The organism is Cupriavidus sp. 94F1 (assembly GCF_057798875.1).
Genome location: NZ_JBYOJT010000008.1, coordinates 76,685 through 91,704, shown reverse-complemented (window position 1 = coordinate 91,704; position 15,020 = coordinate 76,685). Strand labels below are relative to the sequence as shown.

Genomic DNA, 15,020 nt, shown 5'->3' with positions numbered 1-15,020 from the left:
CACATCGGACACGATCAGTCGTGCCGCGTATCCATCCGGGTGCTCGGCGCCGTCGGCGCTCTGCACCCCTACGATTTCCACCATCAGGCTCCGAAGGTCAGCCAGAAGGCCTTCGCCTCCCGCTTCCCTTTCATTCTCGGCAGCCAGCCGCAAGGCCACGTTGAGCCCCGGGTACGTCTCGACAAGCGCCTGACACGCGGCCCCGGCCGCGGCGCTCTCGGCAAATCCGGCAACGATGGTTGGCATGGACATCTCCGTCAGTCGGCAAATGATCCCCCGGAAGCGCGCAAATTGCGTGCCCGGCGGATATTCATTCGCATCTCGCGCACCGGCGGGCCCGCCGGACCCGCCGGGCACATTCGATGCGTGCCGCGACCGCATCCGGGGCCGGTCATGACGGCCGGCCCTGCCGACCCCCACCGCCTGGAGCCAAACATGAAAGCCCTTTGCTGGCATGGAAAGCACGACATCCGCTGTGACACCGTCCCCGACCCGACCATCGAGCATCCGCGCGACGCCATCATCAAGGTCAGCAGCTGCGCCATCTGCGGCTCGGACCTTCACCTGTTCGACGGCTTCGTGCCCGGCATGGAAAAGGGCGACATCATGGGCCACGAGTTCATGGGCGAGGTCGTCGAGGTGGGCGCGGAGAACCGGCGCTTGACAGTGGGAGACCGCGTGGTCGTTCCCTTCACCATCATTTGCGGCGAATGCGATCAGTGCCGCCGGGGCAATTTCTCGGTCTGCGAACGGACCAACCGCAACAAGGCCACTGCCGACAAGGTGTTCGGACACGCCACGGCCGGCCTGTTTGGCTACACCCATCTGACAGGCGGCTATGCGGGCGGCCAGGCCGAATTCGTGCGCGTGCCGTATGCCGACGTTGCGCCGGTCAAGATACCCCAGGGCATCAGCGACGAATCGGTGCTGTTTCTTGGCGATATCCTGCCCACCGGCTGGCAGGCGGCAGCCGCCTGCGACATCCAGCCAGACGACGTGGTTGCCGTATGGGGCGCAGGCCCCGTGGGCCAGTTCGCGATCCTGAGCGCAAAGATCATGGGCGCGCAGCGGATTCTCGCCATCGACAACGTCGTGGAACGGCTGGCCATGGCCCAGCAGCTTGGCGCCTCGCCGGTGAATTTCGATGCGGTCAACGTCGTGGAGGCGCTGAATGAACTGACCAACGGCAAGGGGCCGGACAAGTGCATCGACGCGGTCGGCCTGGAAGCCCACGCCACGGCGTCGCTCGATTCCGTCTACGACCGCATCAAGCAGGCGGTCATGCTGGAATCCGATCGGCCGCATGTGCTGCGCGAAATGATCTACGTGTGCCGGCCGGCTGGCATTCTTTCAATTCCTGGCGTTTATGGCGGCCTGGTCGACAAAATCCCCATGGGCGCCCTGATGAACAAGGGGCTCACGATCCGCACGGGACAGACCCATGTGAATCGCTGGACCGACGACCTGCTGCAGCGCATCCTCGACGGCCAGATCGACCCCTCCTTCATCATCACGCACCGCGTGGCACTGGAAAACGGCCCCGACATGTACAAGACGTTCCGCGACAAGCAGGACGGCTGCATAAAGGTCGTCATGACCATGTAGCGCGCCACCGCGGCGATGGAATGCGTCTTGCAACACCTGGCTGGGCGGCCTGCCACCCAGCCATCGCGGTTGCCTTGACCGCCCGAACGTTTTCCTGGAGGACCCGCCATGAAGCACGAAGAAACCAGCAGCCGCCACCCGGCGCGCCAGCCCACAAACGCCGAACGGCAGAAGCCATCGACGGATGCCGAGGCCATTCCGGGGCGCAATCCCCAGACCAAGGGGCCCGGCGCGTCGCAAGGCGGCAAGCAGCCGACGCCCAACGAGATCATGAACGAGCAAGTGTCGCCGCGAGACGAGCAAGGCAATCGCGACCAGTCCGACAAGCCCCACGTGAGTGGCTGATCCGCTCCCCCCCAATGACCTCATGCCGACAGGCCCGGCGTTGGGCCTACGGCTTCGGCGCGGGGTCGATGGCGGCCTGCTCCATCAGGTAGAAGCCGTGGATGAGCAGGTCGTACATGACCGCTGGCGCCGAAATACCGATCATCGAGGTGGTTTCGGTAAATTCCGCTTTCTCCGTCGATTGAATCTCGCCGAGCCACTTCAGGACATGGGTCGGCAGATTTTCCAGTTCGACCCCCGAGCGCACCAGCAGCGCGCGGCGCGCGCCTCGATACAGCGTCACGTCCAGCACCACATCGCTGAGAAACCGCGGCCGATCGGCAAACATTTCAGCGCCCTCCAGGAATACTGCGCGCGCGGAAACGCAGCGCCGCCAGAGACCCGCGCAGCGCGGCCAGCTGGCGCTCGGCATCCACGTCCGGTGAGCCGGCCTGCAGGCTCGCCCGGATACGGCGCTCCTGCGCCGAGATCTGGCCTTCCAGTTCGCCAATGTAGCGGTGGATGAGCAAGGCGCTTTTGAAGTTTTTCATGATCTGTCCGGAACGATGGCAATTCGCTCTTTTTATTTTGAAAATTACGCCATCGGCACGGCGCCTGCGCGTTAGGGAAGGCAAGCATTCCGTACAGTCGGGGCCGGGCCGGCAACAAAAAGCCCGCGCGCACGCGGGCGAAAGGAGAGGAGACGATAAGGACGGCACCGGGGCGCCGTCGGGGTTCATCTCGCATGGAATGTACCCGGCCCCAACCCCTATCGGTGCGGCGCCGACACAGTTCCGGCGGGCGGCATGCGCGGTGCGGGCGCGACGAACCTTGCAACTCGCGACGGGAGACGTTGTAGATTCGCGCGGCTCCCTGACGCATCACCGCTACGGTTCACGTCACGGATTTCATGGGATTGGTCGTGCCGCCATACGGATCACGCCCCTTCGGAAATTCGTTCGAATCCCCCCGCTCGACGCCGCCGCCATAACTGCTTGCGGCAGAGCCGGTGGCAGGGCTGGAATGGCTGATACCGCTGACATGCCCGCCCTCGCTTGCGCTGGCACGCTGCTGCGCGATCCGTATCCGGTTCAACACATCGCGCACGCCAGGCACTTGCGCAGCCAGTTCCTCGATCCACCGCTTCTGGCGCCGGTCCTGGACAGATCCGCTCAGTTCCACGACGCCGCCATCGACGCCGACCTCGACATCGCGCACATCCACGGTATCGCTGTATGCCAGCCGCCGGCAAAGATCCTCCCGAATGCTCTCGTCAGGGCGCGTGTAGCCCTTGGGGGCTGCCCTCGTATGCTGTGGGTATTCATTCATGGCTGCGATCTCCTGTTGCACGTTCCTTCGGCGCGGCCTGAATGGCGCCGAAACCTCGGATCGACGCAAGAACCGTGACTGGGGCACCAACGTCGATGGAGCGCCCAGGGCCAGAAAGTGCGCTGAAATTCGCCCATGGCTCGAACGCCCCCTACCTGCCTGCTGACCGCATCGGCTGTTATTCGCGCGGTTCCGGGACGCCTTGCAGGGGCATGGTGCTGGCATTCGATGCTGCACGCCTGCGTGGGCGCCTCAGGAATTGCGGCAGGAAGCGCCGCACGCTGTCGTCCGGAAACCGTACGTCGACCCATTCCTCCGATACGTCAACGACGACGCCATCCCCAAACCGGCGCGCCCGCACGGCGTCTCCCTTCGCGAAAGGCAACGCCGGCAACGCTGCCGGCGCACGCGCGGTGTCGCTGGCCGGATTCGACGCCACCTCGGCCAGGCGCTGGCAGCTATCGCAAATGCCGCAGCGTTCCGGCCAGTCCGTCTCGCCGTAGTACGCCAGCAACGTCGCCCACCGGCAGCTTCCGCTCCGCGCGTAATCGAGCATCGCCTGAAGCGTTGCGTGGTCCTCCCGACTGCGCGCCGCGTAGCAATCGGCGATCTTGTCGACACCGGCTTCATCGCGATCGCGCAACGAAAACTGGCCGCGGCCGTCGCGCTGCACAATGCCAAATTCGCGCAGCATGCGCATGCCGGCCTGCAGGCGCCGTACGCCGATATCGTCCAGTGCCGCACGCAGCGACAACATGTCCATTGGCGTCTCGCGGACCATCGTCGCCATCCGGCGCAGATCCGCTGCGGACGGATATCGGCCCGCCAGGAAGAACTGGTGAATCCGCTTGTCCTTTTCGTCGAATACCAGCGTGCAGCGCGCAAGATCGCCATCGCGCCCTGCCCTGCCGGATTCCTGATAGTAGGCATCGAGGCTGCCCGGCGACTGGGCGTGCACGATGAACCGCACGTCGGGCTTGTCGATGCCCATGCCGAACGCGTTGGTGGCCACCATCACATCCACCTCGCCGGACATGAAGGCGTCCTGCGCATCGCGCCTTTGCGTCGCCGCCAGGCGCCCGTGATAGAGCGCCACGCGACTGCCGGTCTGCTGCAAGGCGCCATGCAACCGTTCGGCCACGGCGACCGTCGCCGTATAGACGATGCCCGCGCCCGTTTGCGCGGACACGAGACGCCTTACGGCGTCAAGCCGGGCGGCGTCCCCGGACACATGCTCGACCGCGTAGGCCAGGTTCGGCCGGAACAGCGGTGCGCGCACGACGCGGGGGTCCCGCATGCCGAGTTCCCGGACGATGTCGTCAATGACCGCTTCCGTGGCCGTGGCCGTCAACGCCAGCAACGGGGGCCGGGACAACGCGGCGGCGGCGTCACGCAGACCCAGGTAGGCAGGCCGGAAGTCATGGCCCCACTGGGAAATGCAGTGCGCTTCGTCCACCACGAACAGGGCGATCCGATTGCGGCGCAGGACATCCAGAACTTCAGGGTTCTCCAGTTGTTCGGGCGTCGTCAGCAGGATGCGCTCGTGGCGCTGCGCCAGATCGTCGAGCGCCGCATCGCCTACCGCGCTATTGAGCACGGCAGGCGCAAGATCGAGCGCGCCCAGCTTCGTCGCCTGGTCCTGCATCAACGCAATCAGTGGCGATACGACCACGGTCAGGCCGTCGCGCATCAGCGCCGGAAGTTGAAAGCACAGTGACTTGCCGCTGCCGGTCGGCATGACGGCGATGGTGTCCCGCCCCTTCAGCACGCTGGCCAGTACCTCCGCCTGGCCAGGGCGCAAGTGCGTGACACCAAAGCGGCGCCGTAGCACCCGCATCAAAGCGGGCGGGAGCGTCGGGGACATTGCTGGTCGGGGGCGGAACATGCCGCCGCGCACGGCTCGGGCGATTCGGTAGCGATATCCATGAAGTCTCCGCACAACCTCCTGAAGCGGGGCGCAGCGCATGGGTACGTCACCGCTGTACGCGCCCGATCCCGCACCCCACGCAACTTGCGTTCCACGCACGACTGGCGCGTCCGGTATGTCGATGCCTGCCCATGCGTCATCGGGCAGTCCCTCCGCGAAGATCAAGAGGCGCCGCAGTCCGGCATCGGCTTCAGCGTCCGTCCGACATCGGCATGCCACGCAACCACGTATCCCTTGGTCTCGAACCGTCCCCGCCTTGCGTGCATGTCGTTCCCGTCCTGGCGCCGCGGGCAGACCGTACAGGGAGATACCCATGCAAGCGCACACGCCAGAGGACAGCCGTGATTCCGCCGCCAGCGATCCGAAAGGCCAAGGGGGCGCCCCATGGTACAAGTTGATGGGGCCGGGTCTCGTGACCGGGGCGGCCGATGACGATCCCAGCGGCATCGTCACCTATGCGCAGGCCGGCGCCCAGTTCGGTAACGGATTGCTGTGGAGCCTGCTGTTTTCCTTGCCGCTGATGATTGCGATCCAGCTTGTCTGTGCACGGCTGGGCCGGATCTCTGGCAGCGGCATCGTGGCGAACGTCCGCCGGCACAAGTCACAAAAGCTGGCCTACGGGTTCGTGGTGCTGCTGGTCCTGGCCAACACGTTGAACATCGGCGCCGATCTGGCTGCGATGGGCGATGCGCTGGCGCTTGTCGCAGGCGGACATCGCTGGATCTACACGCTGGCGTTTTCCGGTGTCTCCCTCCTGCTCCAGCTCTTTGTCCCCTACCGACGCTATGCCGGGTATCTACGCTGGCTGAGCCTGTCGCTGCTGGTCTACGTTGTCGCCATGTTCCTGCTCAAGGTGAACTGGCGCGACGCGATGGTTTCCCTCATCCTGCCGCACGTCCATTTATCCAACGGCTATCTGCTGGTGCTGGTCGCGGTCTTCGGCACTACCATCAGCCCGTACCTCTTTGTCTGGCAGGCGGCATCGGAGGTCGAGGAACTCGAAGCGGACCGCACGGCCCATCCTTTACGCGACGCGCCGGAGCAGGCCAGGCAGGAACTTCGCCGCATCAACATCGACACGATGACCGGCATGGTCGTGTCGGCGGTGATTGCGCTCTGCATCATGCTGACAGCCTCCTACGCGCTGCACGCGCACGGTGTGCTCGACATCGCGTCGTCCGTCGACGCCGCCAAGGCGCTGGAGCCGGTTGCCGGAAAGTGGGGCGTGCTGCTGTTCGCACTCGGCATCATTGGCACGGGCCTGCTTGCCGTGCCGGTGCTGGCTGGCTCAGTCGGCTACGCGGCGGCCGAGGCGATGCGCTGGCGACGAAGCCTCGAAGAAAAGCCGCTGTCGGCCAGGCACTTCTACGCGGTCATTGCGGTCTCGATGATCATCGGCGCAGCGCTCTGCTTCGCGCCGATCGAGCCGGCCAGGCTGCTGGTATGGAGCGCCGTCCTCAACGGAATCGCCGCCGCGCCCGCGATGGTCATGCTGCAATTGATGTCCCGCGACCACCGGATCGTGGGGCCATTCGCGCCGTCGCCGTGGGTACATCGCCTGGCATGGTGCGCCACGGGCGTGATGTGGCTGACGGTGCTCGTTCTCTGCGTGACGGCCGTTTCGGGTTGAAAAAAAGAAGCCCGCCACTGGAGATGGATCGGGCCCAAGCTTCACGACTGCATGGCGGCACATTAGCGTGCCGGCGTTGCGTTCCCTGTCGGTGACTGTCTGATTTTTTGCACCGCACCATCGGACGGCTCCGCCGTCTCACGCCACATGTCCGGGACTCGGGCCGACTGGCATTCTTTCAATTCGTGGCGTTTATGGCGGCGCAGCCGACAAATCCGAGGCGCCGCGTCACTGTATGGCTGCAACCCTGCGCGCTCTGGCGCCGTGCGGCATAGCTGGAATACGTCTTGCAGGGGCCTTGCGGGACGGCGCTCGGTTTGGCCGTCTCACCATCAAACCACCCCACAGCACGAGACATCATGGACAAATCCAAACTACCCGTCGAACAGCGCGCCGCACTCTCCCTGCTGGTGGACGATCACCGCAGCGTCAAGAAACTCTTCAAGGCCTTTCAGGATGCCAAGGACGACGCCGAGAAGCAGTCGATCGCGGCCGAGACCTGCCAGCAATTGACCGTCCATGCGCAGATCGAGGAAGAGATCTTCTACCCTGCCCTGCGCGGCGCCAGCGACAAGATCGACGACATGCTCGACGAGGCCAAGGTCGAGCACGCTGTGGCGAAGGACCTGATCGCCAAGATCGAGGCCGGCAACAGCGAGATGCTGGAGGCGCACTACACCGTATTGTCGGAGTACGTGGGCCACCACGTCGAGGAAGAAGAGAACGAACTCTTCCAGGCCGTGATCCGCGCCAAGGTCGATCTCAAGGAAGTGGCGCAACAGCTTGAAGCGCGCAAGGCCGAACTCACCGGCCAGCCGGCTTGATCCCCCACCCGCCGCCCGCGCTTCGGAGCGATCCGTACCGCAACAGGAGTCATCGATCATGACCAAGACTGCATCACCGTCCAACCGCTCGGAGCAGGACGCCCGGGCAGAAGACAAGTCGGGCAAAGCCGCGACGACACCGAGCAAGAAACCCGCTAGCGGCCACCACGCCGCGAGCCACGTGAAGGCGGGCAAGACGCACGGTGCGGGCGGCGGCGCCAAACAACGCCACGGTCCGAAATAAATCCGGGGCCGAGGACACTGAAACGGAGGCTCTTATGCAAAGTCACTTCTGGCGTCCGCTGGTCGCCATTGCCAGCGTACTCGTCTGGTCGTCGGCGGCCGTGGCGCAAGGTTCCAGCCTGTCGCCGGCCTCGGGCACCACCGGCAACGTCACGCCGGACAGCACGAAAGGCACCACGGCGGGCGTCTCGGCCGGTGCATCACGACCGGCTCACAGCGATAGCAAATTCATCGAAGACGCCGCGCACTCGGGCCACGCCGAAATCGAGGCGAGCAAGCTCGCTCAGCAAAAAAGTCAGAACGCGGATGTCAAATCGTTTGCCGACAGGATGATCCAGGACCATGGCAAGGTGGGTGATGAACTGGATGCCCTGGCTGCCAGGAAAGGCGTCACGACACCAAAGGAACCCTCCGCCGCGCAGAAGGGCGAGATCAAGGCCTTGAGCGCGCTCAGCGGTTCCAAATTCGACAAGATGTACGCAAGCCGCATCGGCGTCGCCGCGCACGAAAGCGCCGTGAAGACATTCCGCGAGGCATCAAACACCGCGAAGGACGCCGACGTCAAGGCGTTTGCCGCCAAGCATCTGCCCGACCTGGAAGGCCATCTCCAGATGGCGCGCGATCTGAAGAAGAAGGTCGGCGACTGACCGCCCTAGCACCGCCCCGGCCTAGCGTATATGCCGCTGCCGCCCCTGTCACCCCTGTCACCGCGCAGCAGCGACAGGGGTGGCTGGCCAGCGATCGCCGGCTAGACCAGGCCGGCAGCGGCAATCATCCCGGCCAAGGTGATCGCGATCCCTGTCAACATCCGGACGGGGTGCCGACGCCAATGGAAAGCGGCAGAATCTGCGAGGGACATGATGGCTTCCTAGCGTGCCGGCGCGTCGTCGGCTGCGGCATCTCCCACGCCATCCACATCGCCGTCCGCCTTGCCCAGATCCGCGCCGGTGACCGGATCGCTATTGACATCCGACTGCCCTCGCATCGCGAATGCTTCGAGCGTCGATTGCTGGTCTGCCGGCAGGGCCACGCTGGCCGACCCATCTCCGCCATCGACGGCGGGCGCAGGCGTATCCACAAAGGAGAACGTACTGTCCGCATTCCAGGGTCCGCGAATCACCTCGCCGCCTTGGGACATCTTGAAATACACGCTGGCAAACTTGGGATCGGCGGGCATTTTTCCCGGCGGGAAGCTTGGCGTGATCGAGTACAACGCCTTCTCGAACGACTTCTGGTGCGACACCTCCCGCGTCATCAGAAACCCCAGGGCTTCCTGCACGCTCGGGTCATCAGTGACATTGATCAGCCGCTCATAGATCAGCTTCGCCCGCGCCTCGGCAGCGATGTTCGACCGCAGATCGGCGGTCGGCTCACCAATTGTGTCGATATACGCCGCGGTCCACGGCACGCCGGCCGAGTTCACCAGGGCGGGACCCCCGCCATACAGGATCTGCGTCACGTGGCTGTCGTTGCCCGCACCTTGCAGGGAGCGATAGAGTTCCGCCTCCTGCTGCACGCCTTCCGCCAGTTCCCCCTTGGCGCCCCGGTTCAGCATGGCGATCAGCGAGCCGATGATCTCCAGATGGCTGAGCTCCTCTGTCGCGATGTCGAACAGCATGTCCTTGCGACCGGGATCTTCCTCCGCCAGCGCCTGGGTAAAGTACCGGCACGCAGCTGCCAGTTCTCCCTGCGGACCGCCAAATTGCTCCAGCAGCAGATTCGCCACGCCCGGATCGGGACGTGAAACGCGCACGGTGTACTGCAATCGCTTGTTGTGGATAAACATGACGAATCCTCCAGGTAGATCACCAATGATGGCAAACGCGCCTACCGGCGTTCGCAACGGTTGTGCCACCTTCACGCCCGACGCGCCCGGCAAGAAAAGGCCCGCGCGAACGCGGGCCAAAAGGAGAGGAGACGATATGAACGGCTCCGCCGGGAGCCGCCGTGAGGCGTTCCGCATGGAACGTACCTGCGCAACGTCCGCCGGAGCCGGCCAGCGCGCGGGACGTAGCACCGCATGCGCCATCCCGGAAGGCGCGGCGAATTGCAAGTCGCGTATGGAGACGTTGTAGATCAGGGGATGACGCGCTCGCGCAGCCGCTTGGCATCGAAAGGCGCGTTCACCTTCTTGTCGTTATCGAAATAGCAGTACACGTCGCGCCGGGTAGCCCGTCGCGGCGGCTGTGGGGCGATGCGGACCGCGTCGGCAGGCTCCCGCCCATGGGCCCAGGCGTAGATGCGGGCCGCCCAGCGGTCCAGCGATGCATCGGGATAGGCGCCGCTGTACAGCGCGTCGGCGCCGTGCAGGCGCATGTAGATGAAATCGCTGGTCACGTCTTCCGCGTAGGGCCAGTCAGCAATGGCGTGCGACACCACCAATGCCACCCGATGCTCGCGGAGCAGCGCGGGAAACTCCGCGGTGCAGAAACTGTCGTGTCGCACCTCCACCGCGTGCCGAAGGCGGCTGTTTCCCTTGGTGCCATACCACGGCGACCTGACACGGGTATCGTGCTGGGCCGCCAGCGCCCGCGCTTCGCGCGAAGATTTTGGCAAGAGCGACAAGAATCTGTCGAACCGCTCGGCATCGAAGCGGAAGTTGGGCGGAAACTGCCAAAGGAAGGGTCCCAGCTTGCGACGCAGCGCAAGCACCCCGGACGCATAGAAGTTGGCCATCGCCGGTACGGCTTTCTCGTCGCGGAAGCGCAGCAGGTGCGTCAAATATCGCGGGCCCTTCACCGCGAACACAAAATCGTCGGGCACCGCATCGTGCCAGGCCTGCCAGCTCTCTATCGACTGCAGCGAATAATGCGAGCCGTTGATTTCGATGGTGTCCACCTGGCGCGACGCATACTCCAGCTCACGGCGCTGGGGAAGCTTGGGCGGATAGAAGACGCCCCGCCACCCCGCATAGCGCCAACCCGATATGCCGATGCGGACTGTCATTGCGTGCGCGCTTGACTCGAATTCGAACTACCCTGGAAAGCGATCATGTGAGCTGTCGTGTCCACCTGGATCTCTCGACCGTTCGCAATCTTCATTCCCGGATCGTGTCCCGACGGCGGATGCGGCCAGGGCTGCATGGGACAGTACCGCAACGGCCACTCGCCAGCAACGGGATGGTCCGTGCGTGGCATGCTTCCTGCTGCCCTTTTGCATCGCTGCTGGACATCGTTCAAAGGACCCTGCGATGAAAAACCCTTGGCTCAAGAAGAATCCGTTGCTTAGCATGTGGCTCAGCGGCGCCAACGGCGTGATCGGCGCGGCGCGCGGACGCGCGCAGTCCGAGGGCAGGCGCCAGACGGCCACGGCCGCCGCGGCCGTCACGAAGGCGGCAACGGATGCGTGGCTTGCCGCGCTGACGCCGCCCAAGCCCGCGCGCAAGCGCACAACCCAACGGCGTCGCAAATAGCCGATGTACCGGGGTTCGAGCGGCAATTTATGCAAGCGAAGGTGCGCATGACCGACGATATCCTGCCAGTTCGGCCTTCGGACACTGATGCCCCGGCGACGGCGCCCGCGTCACTCGAGGGCGACAACTTCGTCCGCGTACGCGGCGCGCGCGAGCACAATCTCAAGAATGTAGATGTCGATATCCCGCGCAATGCGCTGGTGGTGTTCACCGGCGTGTCCGGTTCCGGCAAGTCATCGCTCGCGTTCGGCACGCTCTACGCCGAGGCGCAGCGGCGCTATTTCGAATCCGTCGCGCCGTATGCGAGGCGGCTGATCGACCAGGTGGGCGTGCCCGAAGTCGACAGCATCGAAGGCCTGCCGCCCGCCGTGGCGTTGCAGCAGCAGCGCGGCGCGCCGAACGCACGATCTACCGTGGGCAGCGTCACCACGCTGTCGAGCCTGGTACGGATGCTGTACTCGCGCGCCGGCACCTATCCGGCACGCCAGCCGATGCTCTACGCCGAGGACTTCTCGCCGAACACCGTGGAGGGCGCCTGCCCGACATGCCACGGGCTCGGACGCATCTACGATGTCACCGAGCGGTCGATGGTGCCCGACGATTCCCTGACCATCCGCGAACGCGCCGTGGCCGCCTGGCCGCCGGCCTGGCATGGGCAGAACCTGCGCGACATCCTCGTCACGCTCGGCTACGACGTCGATACGCCCTGGCGCGACCTGCCGAAGAAGGACCGCGACTGGATCCTTTTTACCGAGGACCAGCCCACCGTGCCGGTCTATGCCGGCTTCACGCCGCGTGAGGTGCGCGCGGCACTCAAGCGCAAGCTGGAGCCCAGCTATCAGGGTACGTTCACGGGCGCGCGGCGCTATGTGCTGCAGACCTTCGCCACCACGCAAAGTGCGCTGATGAAGAAGCGCGTGGCGCAATACATGATCGGGCGCGATTGCCCGGCATGCCACGGCAAGCGGCTAAAGAAGGCGGCGCTGTCGGTAACGTTCGCCGGCCTGGACATCGGCGAATTCACGCACCTGCCCCTGGCCCGCGTGGCCGAGATCATGCATCCGGTCGCGCAAGGCGAATCGCCCGGCCCGGCTGGGGCCGCCGCGGTACTGAGCCGCAAGGCGGCGCGCGCGGATACGGCGCGGCGTGTGGCGGCGGGCGGGTCGGCGCACAAGGCCGCCCCCGACGTGCGGCGCACGCCCAATCTGTCCGACGAGAAGCGTCTGGCCTCGCAACGCATCGCCGAGGAACTGATGGAACGGTTGGCCACGCTGATCGATCTGGGCCTGGGCTATCTGTCGCTCGACCGCAGCACGCCGACGCTGTCCTCGGGCGAACTGCAGCGGCTGCGACTGGCCACGCAGATCTCGTCGCAACTGTTCGGCGTGGTGTACGTGCTCGACGAACCGTCGGCCGGACTGCATCCCGCCGATGGCGAGGCGTTGCTCGTGGCATTGCGTCGTCTGAAGGCCGCCGGCAACTCGCTGTTTGTCGTCGAGCACGATACGCAGACCATGCGCCAGGCGGACTGGATCGTCGATGTCGGGCCAGCCGCCGGCGAGCATGGCGGGCACGTGCTCTACAGCGGGCCGCCCGTTGGCCTGTTGGGGATCACGGCGTCGCGCACCGCGGCCTACCTGTTCGACGCACCGGCGCGGCAACATCGTGCGCCGCGCGAACCGGCAGGGTGGCTGAAGCTGGCCCATGTCTCGCGCAACAACCTGCGCCGCGTGGATGCGGAAATCCCGCTTGGCAGCTTTACGGTGGTGACCGGCGTTTCGGGGTCCGGCAAGTCCAGCCTGATCAGTCAGGCGCTGCCCGAACTCGTGAACCGGCATCTGGGACGCACCGACGACAGCGACGCCGACGACGAGCGCGACCCGCTGTTCGCCGTCACCGACACGCCGACCGAGGGCCGTATCGCTGGCGGCATGGAGGGGGTGCGCCGGCTGGTGCGCGTGGACCAGAAGCCGATCGGACGCACGCCTCGCTCGAACCTGGCCACTTACACCGGCCTGTTCGACCACGTGCGCAAGCTGTTCGCCGCGACGCCCGCGGCGCGCAAGCGGCGCTACACGGCCGGCCGCTTCTCGTTCAATGTGGCCCAGGGCCGCTGTCCGACCTGCGAAGGCGAAGGCTTTGTCAGCGTGGAGCTGCTGTTCCTGCCAAGCGTCTACGCGCCGTGCTCGGCGTGCCACGGCACGCGCTACCGGCCGCAGACGCTGGAAATCACCTGGCAGGGGCAAAACATTGCCGAAGTGTTGGACCTGACCGTCGACGCTGCCTGCGAATTCTTTGCCAGGGAAGCCCCCGCGATGCGCGCGCTAACAGCTTTGCGCGACATCGGGCTCGGTTACCTCCGACTCGGACAGCCGGCCACGGAACTGTCGGGCGGCGAGGCGCAGCGTATCAAGCTGGCCACCGAACTCCAGCGCGCACAGCGCGGCGACACGCTGTACGTCCTCGACGAACCCACCAATGGCCTGCATCCCGCCGATGTGGACCGCCTGCTCGTACAGTTGCAGGCGCTGGTGGATGCTGGCAACACCGTGGTTGTGGTCGAACACGACATGCGGGTGGTGGCGCAGGCCGACTGGGTCATCGACATCGGACCCGGCGCCGGCGACGAAGGTGGACGCATCGTCGCAAGCGGCCGTCCCGATGTCGTCGCCACCTCCCCCGCCAGCGTGACCGCGGATTACCTTGCGAACGAACTGGGCTAAGCCGAGCAAGCAGCTGGATTATCGTGAGGGGTATGTTATTGGCGGCGCAGTGATAATCGTTTGTATTTTGCTGTCCTGATTGCGCCCTTTCCTGACACGAATCGCCCGGGTTTTTCGAAACGAATGGCTGCGGACGTCTGTTTTTGCTCCCGTTTATCCGCCATTCCCGATAAAAACGCTGGGTTTCTGCGCAGCAAAAACCGCAAAAAAATCCTAAACTGCTGTGGCTGGGGCTCTTCCCGTCACAAAATCTCTCCGAATTTAAGCGATACCAACTCACCTATTTCGCGTATTTGTGTTAACCATAATACAGCCACGATGTAAGCGTACGCTACATTGATATCGCGACGTCGAATGCGCATGAGATGCTCCAAAGAGAGCACTTGAATTCACGTGGTGTCAGTTTTCCGCGCGGATAACGCCTCTTTTTGCGAAATCGAGATGTTGAGAGAAATCAGGTTTGGAGCAGCCCGCGCTGCAGATATGCATGCCGTGGCGGAATTCTGTACCGCCTGGGAAATCGAGGCACAGACAGACACGGCGGATGAAACACGGCTTCACCATGTGGGCCGCCTGCAAGGAAGAATCGTCGCATGGGCATTCGGCGAATGCCTTGACGAGACGTTTGTCGTGCGTGCGGTGTTCGTCCTGCCCGAACTCCGACAGCAAGGCATTGCAACGCTTCTGGTGGGCGCTTTGCTGATGCGCGCCCGCACCCATCGTTGCACGACAGCAATATTACTCACCACGGACCATCCCACCTTTTTTGCCCGTCATGGTTTTTCGCTGACATCGCTGGATGCCGTATCGCGAAAACTAAAACTGTCGCGTGAATTCCAAAGACGGTTTGGGGCGCGAATGCTGTGCATGTGCCGGCGGCTTGATTGAGCGGTCCGGGCTCCGCGGCACTGCCCGGTAATTTTCATACGTCAATACTGCATGCCGACGAAACTTCTGCGGTCGCCGCCATCGGCGTCATGCACGAACAAAGAACCGCAAAAGA

The 15,020-nt window shown here is 64.6% G+C and carries 15 protein-coding genes; 9 read left to right on the top strand and 6 right to left on the bottom strand.

Features of this window, described 5'->3' with window-relative positions; genetic code table 11:
* Positions 1-435 precede the first annotated feature (435 nt).
* A complete protein-coding gene (locus AC3FJ6_RS19820) occupies positions 436-1,605 on the top strand; it encodes a zinc-dependent alcohol dehydrogenase (protein WP_488773473.1) in 1,170 nt (389 codons plus the stop codon).
* Positions 1,606-1,713: 108 nt separating this feature from the next.
* Positions 1,714-1,950: a hypothetical protein gene (locus AC3FJ6_RS19815; protein ID WP_488773403.1), complete on the top strand. Its 237-nt coding sequence runs from the start codon at positions 1,714-1,716 to the stop codon at positions 1,948-1,950.
* Positions 1,951-1,996: 46 nt separating this feature from the next.
* Here the strand turns inward: AC3FJ6_RS19815 and AC3FJ6_RS19810 are convergent, their stop codons facing one another.
* The 4 genes from AC3FJ6_RS19810 to AC3FJ6_RS19795 form a co-directional block, all read right to left on the bottom strand.
* Entirely contained in the window at positions 1,997-2,278 is a 282-nt protein-coding gene (locus AC3FJ6_RS19810; RefSeq protein ID WP_488773402.1) for a hypothetical protein, read from the bottom strand.
* Between the two features lies 1 nt (position 2,279).
* A complete protein-coding gene (locus tag AC3FJ6_RS19805) occupies positions 2,280-2,480 on the bottom strand; it encodes a hypothetical protein (protein ID WP_488773401.1) in 201 nt (66 codons plus the stop codon).
* Positions 2,481-2,823: 343 nt separating this feature from the next.
* Positions 2,824-3,258 carry a BON domain-containing protein gene (locus AC3FJ6_RS19800; protein WP_488773400.1) on the bottom strand — a complete coding sequence of 145 codons (435 nt, stop codon included), beginning with the start codon at positions 3,256-3,258 and terminating at the stop codon, positions 2,824-2,826.
* A 178-nt stretch (positions 3,259-3,436) separates the two neighbouring features.
* Positions 3,437-5,224 (bottom strand): RecQ family ATP-dependent DNA helicase, encoded by a 1,788-nt coding sequence (locus AC3FJ6_RS19795; protein ID WP_488773399.1) that lies wholly within the window; start codon positions 5,222-5,224, stop codon positions 3,437-3,439.
* 274 nt (positions 5,225-5,498) lie between these two features.
* On the opposite strand from AC3FJ6_RS19795, the gene AC3FJ6_RS19790 reads away from it, so the two are divergent.
* The 4 genes from AC3FJ6_RS19790 (at position 5,499) to AC3FJ6_RS19775 (ending at position 8,529) form a co-directional block, all read left to right on the top strand.
* The gene (locus AC3FJ6_RS19790; protein WP_488773398.1) at positions 5,499-6,815 is read left to right on the top strand and encodes an Nramp family divalent metal transporter; all 1,317 of its coding nucleotides are present in this window, start codon (positions 5,499-5,501) and stop codon (positions 6,813-6,815) included.
* Between the two features lie 359 nt (positions 6,816-7,174).
* Positions 7,175-7,639 (top strand): hemerythrin domain-containing protein, encoded by a 465-nt coding sequence (locus AC3FJ6_RS19785; RefSeq protein WP_488773397.1) that lies wholly within the window; start codon positions 7,175-7,177, stop codon positions 7,637-7,639.
* A gap of 58 nt (positions 7,640-7,697) precedes the next feature.
* Positions 7,698-7,883: a hypothetical protein gene (locus AC3FJ6_RS19780; protein WP_153948283.1), complete on the top strand. Its 186-nt coding sequence runs from the start codon at positions 7,698-7,700 to the stop codon at positions 7,881-7,883.
* A gap of 34 nt (positions 7,884-7,917) precedes the next feature.
* The gene (locus tag AC3FJ6_RS19775) at positions 7,918-8,529 is read left to right on the top strand and encodes a DUF4142 domain-containing protein (protein WP_488773396.1); all 612 of its coding nucleotides are present in this window, start codon (positions 7,918-7,920) and stop codon (positions 8,527-8,529) included.
* Positions 8,530-8,750: 221 nt separating this feature from the next.
* On the opposite strand, the gene AC3FJ6_RS19770 is transcribed toward AC3FJ6_RS19775, so the two are convergent.
* Positions 8,751-9,668: a manganese catalase family protein gene (locus tag AC3FJ6_RS19770; RefSeq protein ID WP_488773395.1), complete on the bottom strand. Its 918-nt coding sequence runs from the start codon at positions 9,666-9,668 to the stop codon at positions 8,751-8,753.
* A 290-nt stretch (positions 9,669-9,958) separates the two neighbouring features.
* On the bottom strand, positions 9,959-10,828 hold the full coding sequence (locus AC3FJ6_RS19765) for a DUF72 domain-containing protein (RefSeq protein ID WP_153948281.1): 870 nt from the start codon (positions 10,826-10,828) through the stop codon (positions 9,959-9,961).
* A gap of 244 nt (positions 10,829-11,072) precedes the next feature.
* Here AC3FJ6_RS19765 and AC3FJ6_RS19760 point away from each other — a divergent pair, with 244 nt between their 5' ends.
* From AC3FJ6_RS19760 to AC3FJ6_RS19750, 3 genes are all read left to right on the top strand, one after another.
* Positions 11,073-11,294 carry a hypothetical protein gene (locus AC3FJ6_RS19760; protein ID WP_488773394.1) on the top strand — a complete coding sequence of 74 codons (222 nt, stop codon included), beginning with the start codon at positions 11,073-11,075 and terminating at the stop codon, positions 11,292-11,294.
* Positions 11,295-11,341: 47 nt separating this feature from the next.
* The gene (locus AC3FJ6_RS19755; RefSeq protein ID WP_488773393.1) at positions 11,342-14,017 is read left to right on the top strand and encodes an excinuclease ABC subunit UvrA; all 2,676 of its coding nucleotides are present in this window, start codon (positions 11,342-11,344) and stop codon (positions 14,015-14,017) included.
* A 441-nt stretch (positions 14,018-14,458) separates the two neighbouring features.
* Complete coding sequence (locus AC3FJ6_RS19750) at positions 14,459-14,905, top strand: GNAT family N-acetyltransferase (protein ID WP_488773392.1); 447 nt, start codon at positions 14,459-14,461, stop codon at positions 14,903-14,905.
* The last annotated feature ends 115 nt before the right edge of the window (positions 14,906-15,020 follow it).

Excerpts from the sequence above, each read along its gene's own strand:
- AC3FJ6_RS19800 (WP_488773400.1), bottom strand. The coding sequence starts at position 3,258 with ATGAATGAATACCCACAGCATACGAGGGCAGCCCCCAAGGGCTACACG.
- AC3FJ6_RS19770 (WP_488773395.1), bottom strand. The coding sequence starts at position 9,668 with ATGTTTATCCACAACAAGCGATTGCAGTACACCGTGCGCGTTTCACGT.
- AC3FJ6_RS19765 (WP_153948281.1), bottom strand. The coding sequence starts at position 10,828 with ATGACAGTCCGCATCGGCATATCGGGTTGGCGCTATGCGGGGTGGCGG.
- AC3FJ6_RS19820 (WP_488773473.1), top strand. The coding sequence starts at position 436 with ATGAAAGCCCTTTGCTGGCATGGAAAGCACGACATCCGCTGTGACACC.
- AC3FJ6_RS19780 (WP_153948283.1), top strand. The coding sequence starts at position 7,698 with ATGACCAAGACTGCATCACCGTCCAACCGCTCGGAGCAGGACGCCCGG.
- AC3FJ6_RS19760 (WP_488773394.1), top strand. The coding sequence starts at position 11,073 with ATGAAAAACCCTTGGCTCAAGAAGAATCCGTTGCTTAGCATGTGGCTC.
- AC3FJ6_RS19810 (WP_488773402.1), bottom strand. The coding sequence starts at position 2,278 with ATGTTTGCCGATCGGCCGCGGTTTCTCAGCGATGTGGTGCTGGACGTG.
- AC3FJ6_RS19785 (WP_488773397.1), top strand. The coding sequence starts at position 7,175 with ATGGACAAATCCAAACTACCCGTCGAACAGCGCGCCGCACTCTCCCTG.
- AC3FJ6_RS19815 (WP_488773403.1), top strand. The coding sequence starts at position 1,714 with ATGAAGCACGAAGAAACCAGCAGCCGCCACCCGGCGCGCCAGCCCACA.
- AC3FJ6_RS19755 (WP_488773393.1), top strand. The coding sequence starts at position 11,342 with ATGACCGACGATATCCTGCCAGTTCGGCCTTCGGACACTGATGCCCCG.
- AC3FJ6_RS19795 (WP_488773399.1), bottom strand. The coding sequence starts at position 5,224 with ATGCGCTGCGCCCCGCTTCAGGAGGTTGTGCGGAGACTTCATGGATAT.
- AC3FJ6_RS19805 (WP_488773401.1), bottom strand. The coding sequence starts at position 2,480 with ATGAAAAACTTCAAAAGCGCCTTGCTCATCCACCGCTACATTGGCGAA.
- AC3FJ6_RS19775 (WP_488773396.1), top strand. The coding sequence starts at position 7,918 with ATGCAAAGTCACTTCTGGCGTCCGCTGGTCGCCATTGCCAGCGTACTC.
- AC3FJ6_RS19750 (WP_488773392.1), top strand. The coding sequence starts at position 14,459 with ATGTTGAGAGAAATCAGGTTTGGAGCAGCCCGCGCTGCAGATATGCAT.
- AC3FJ6_RS19790 (WP_488773398.1), top strand. The coding sequence starts at position 5,499 with ATGCAAGCGCACACGCCAGAGGACAGCCGTGATTCCGCCGCCAGCGAT.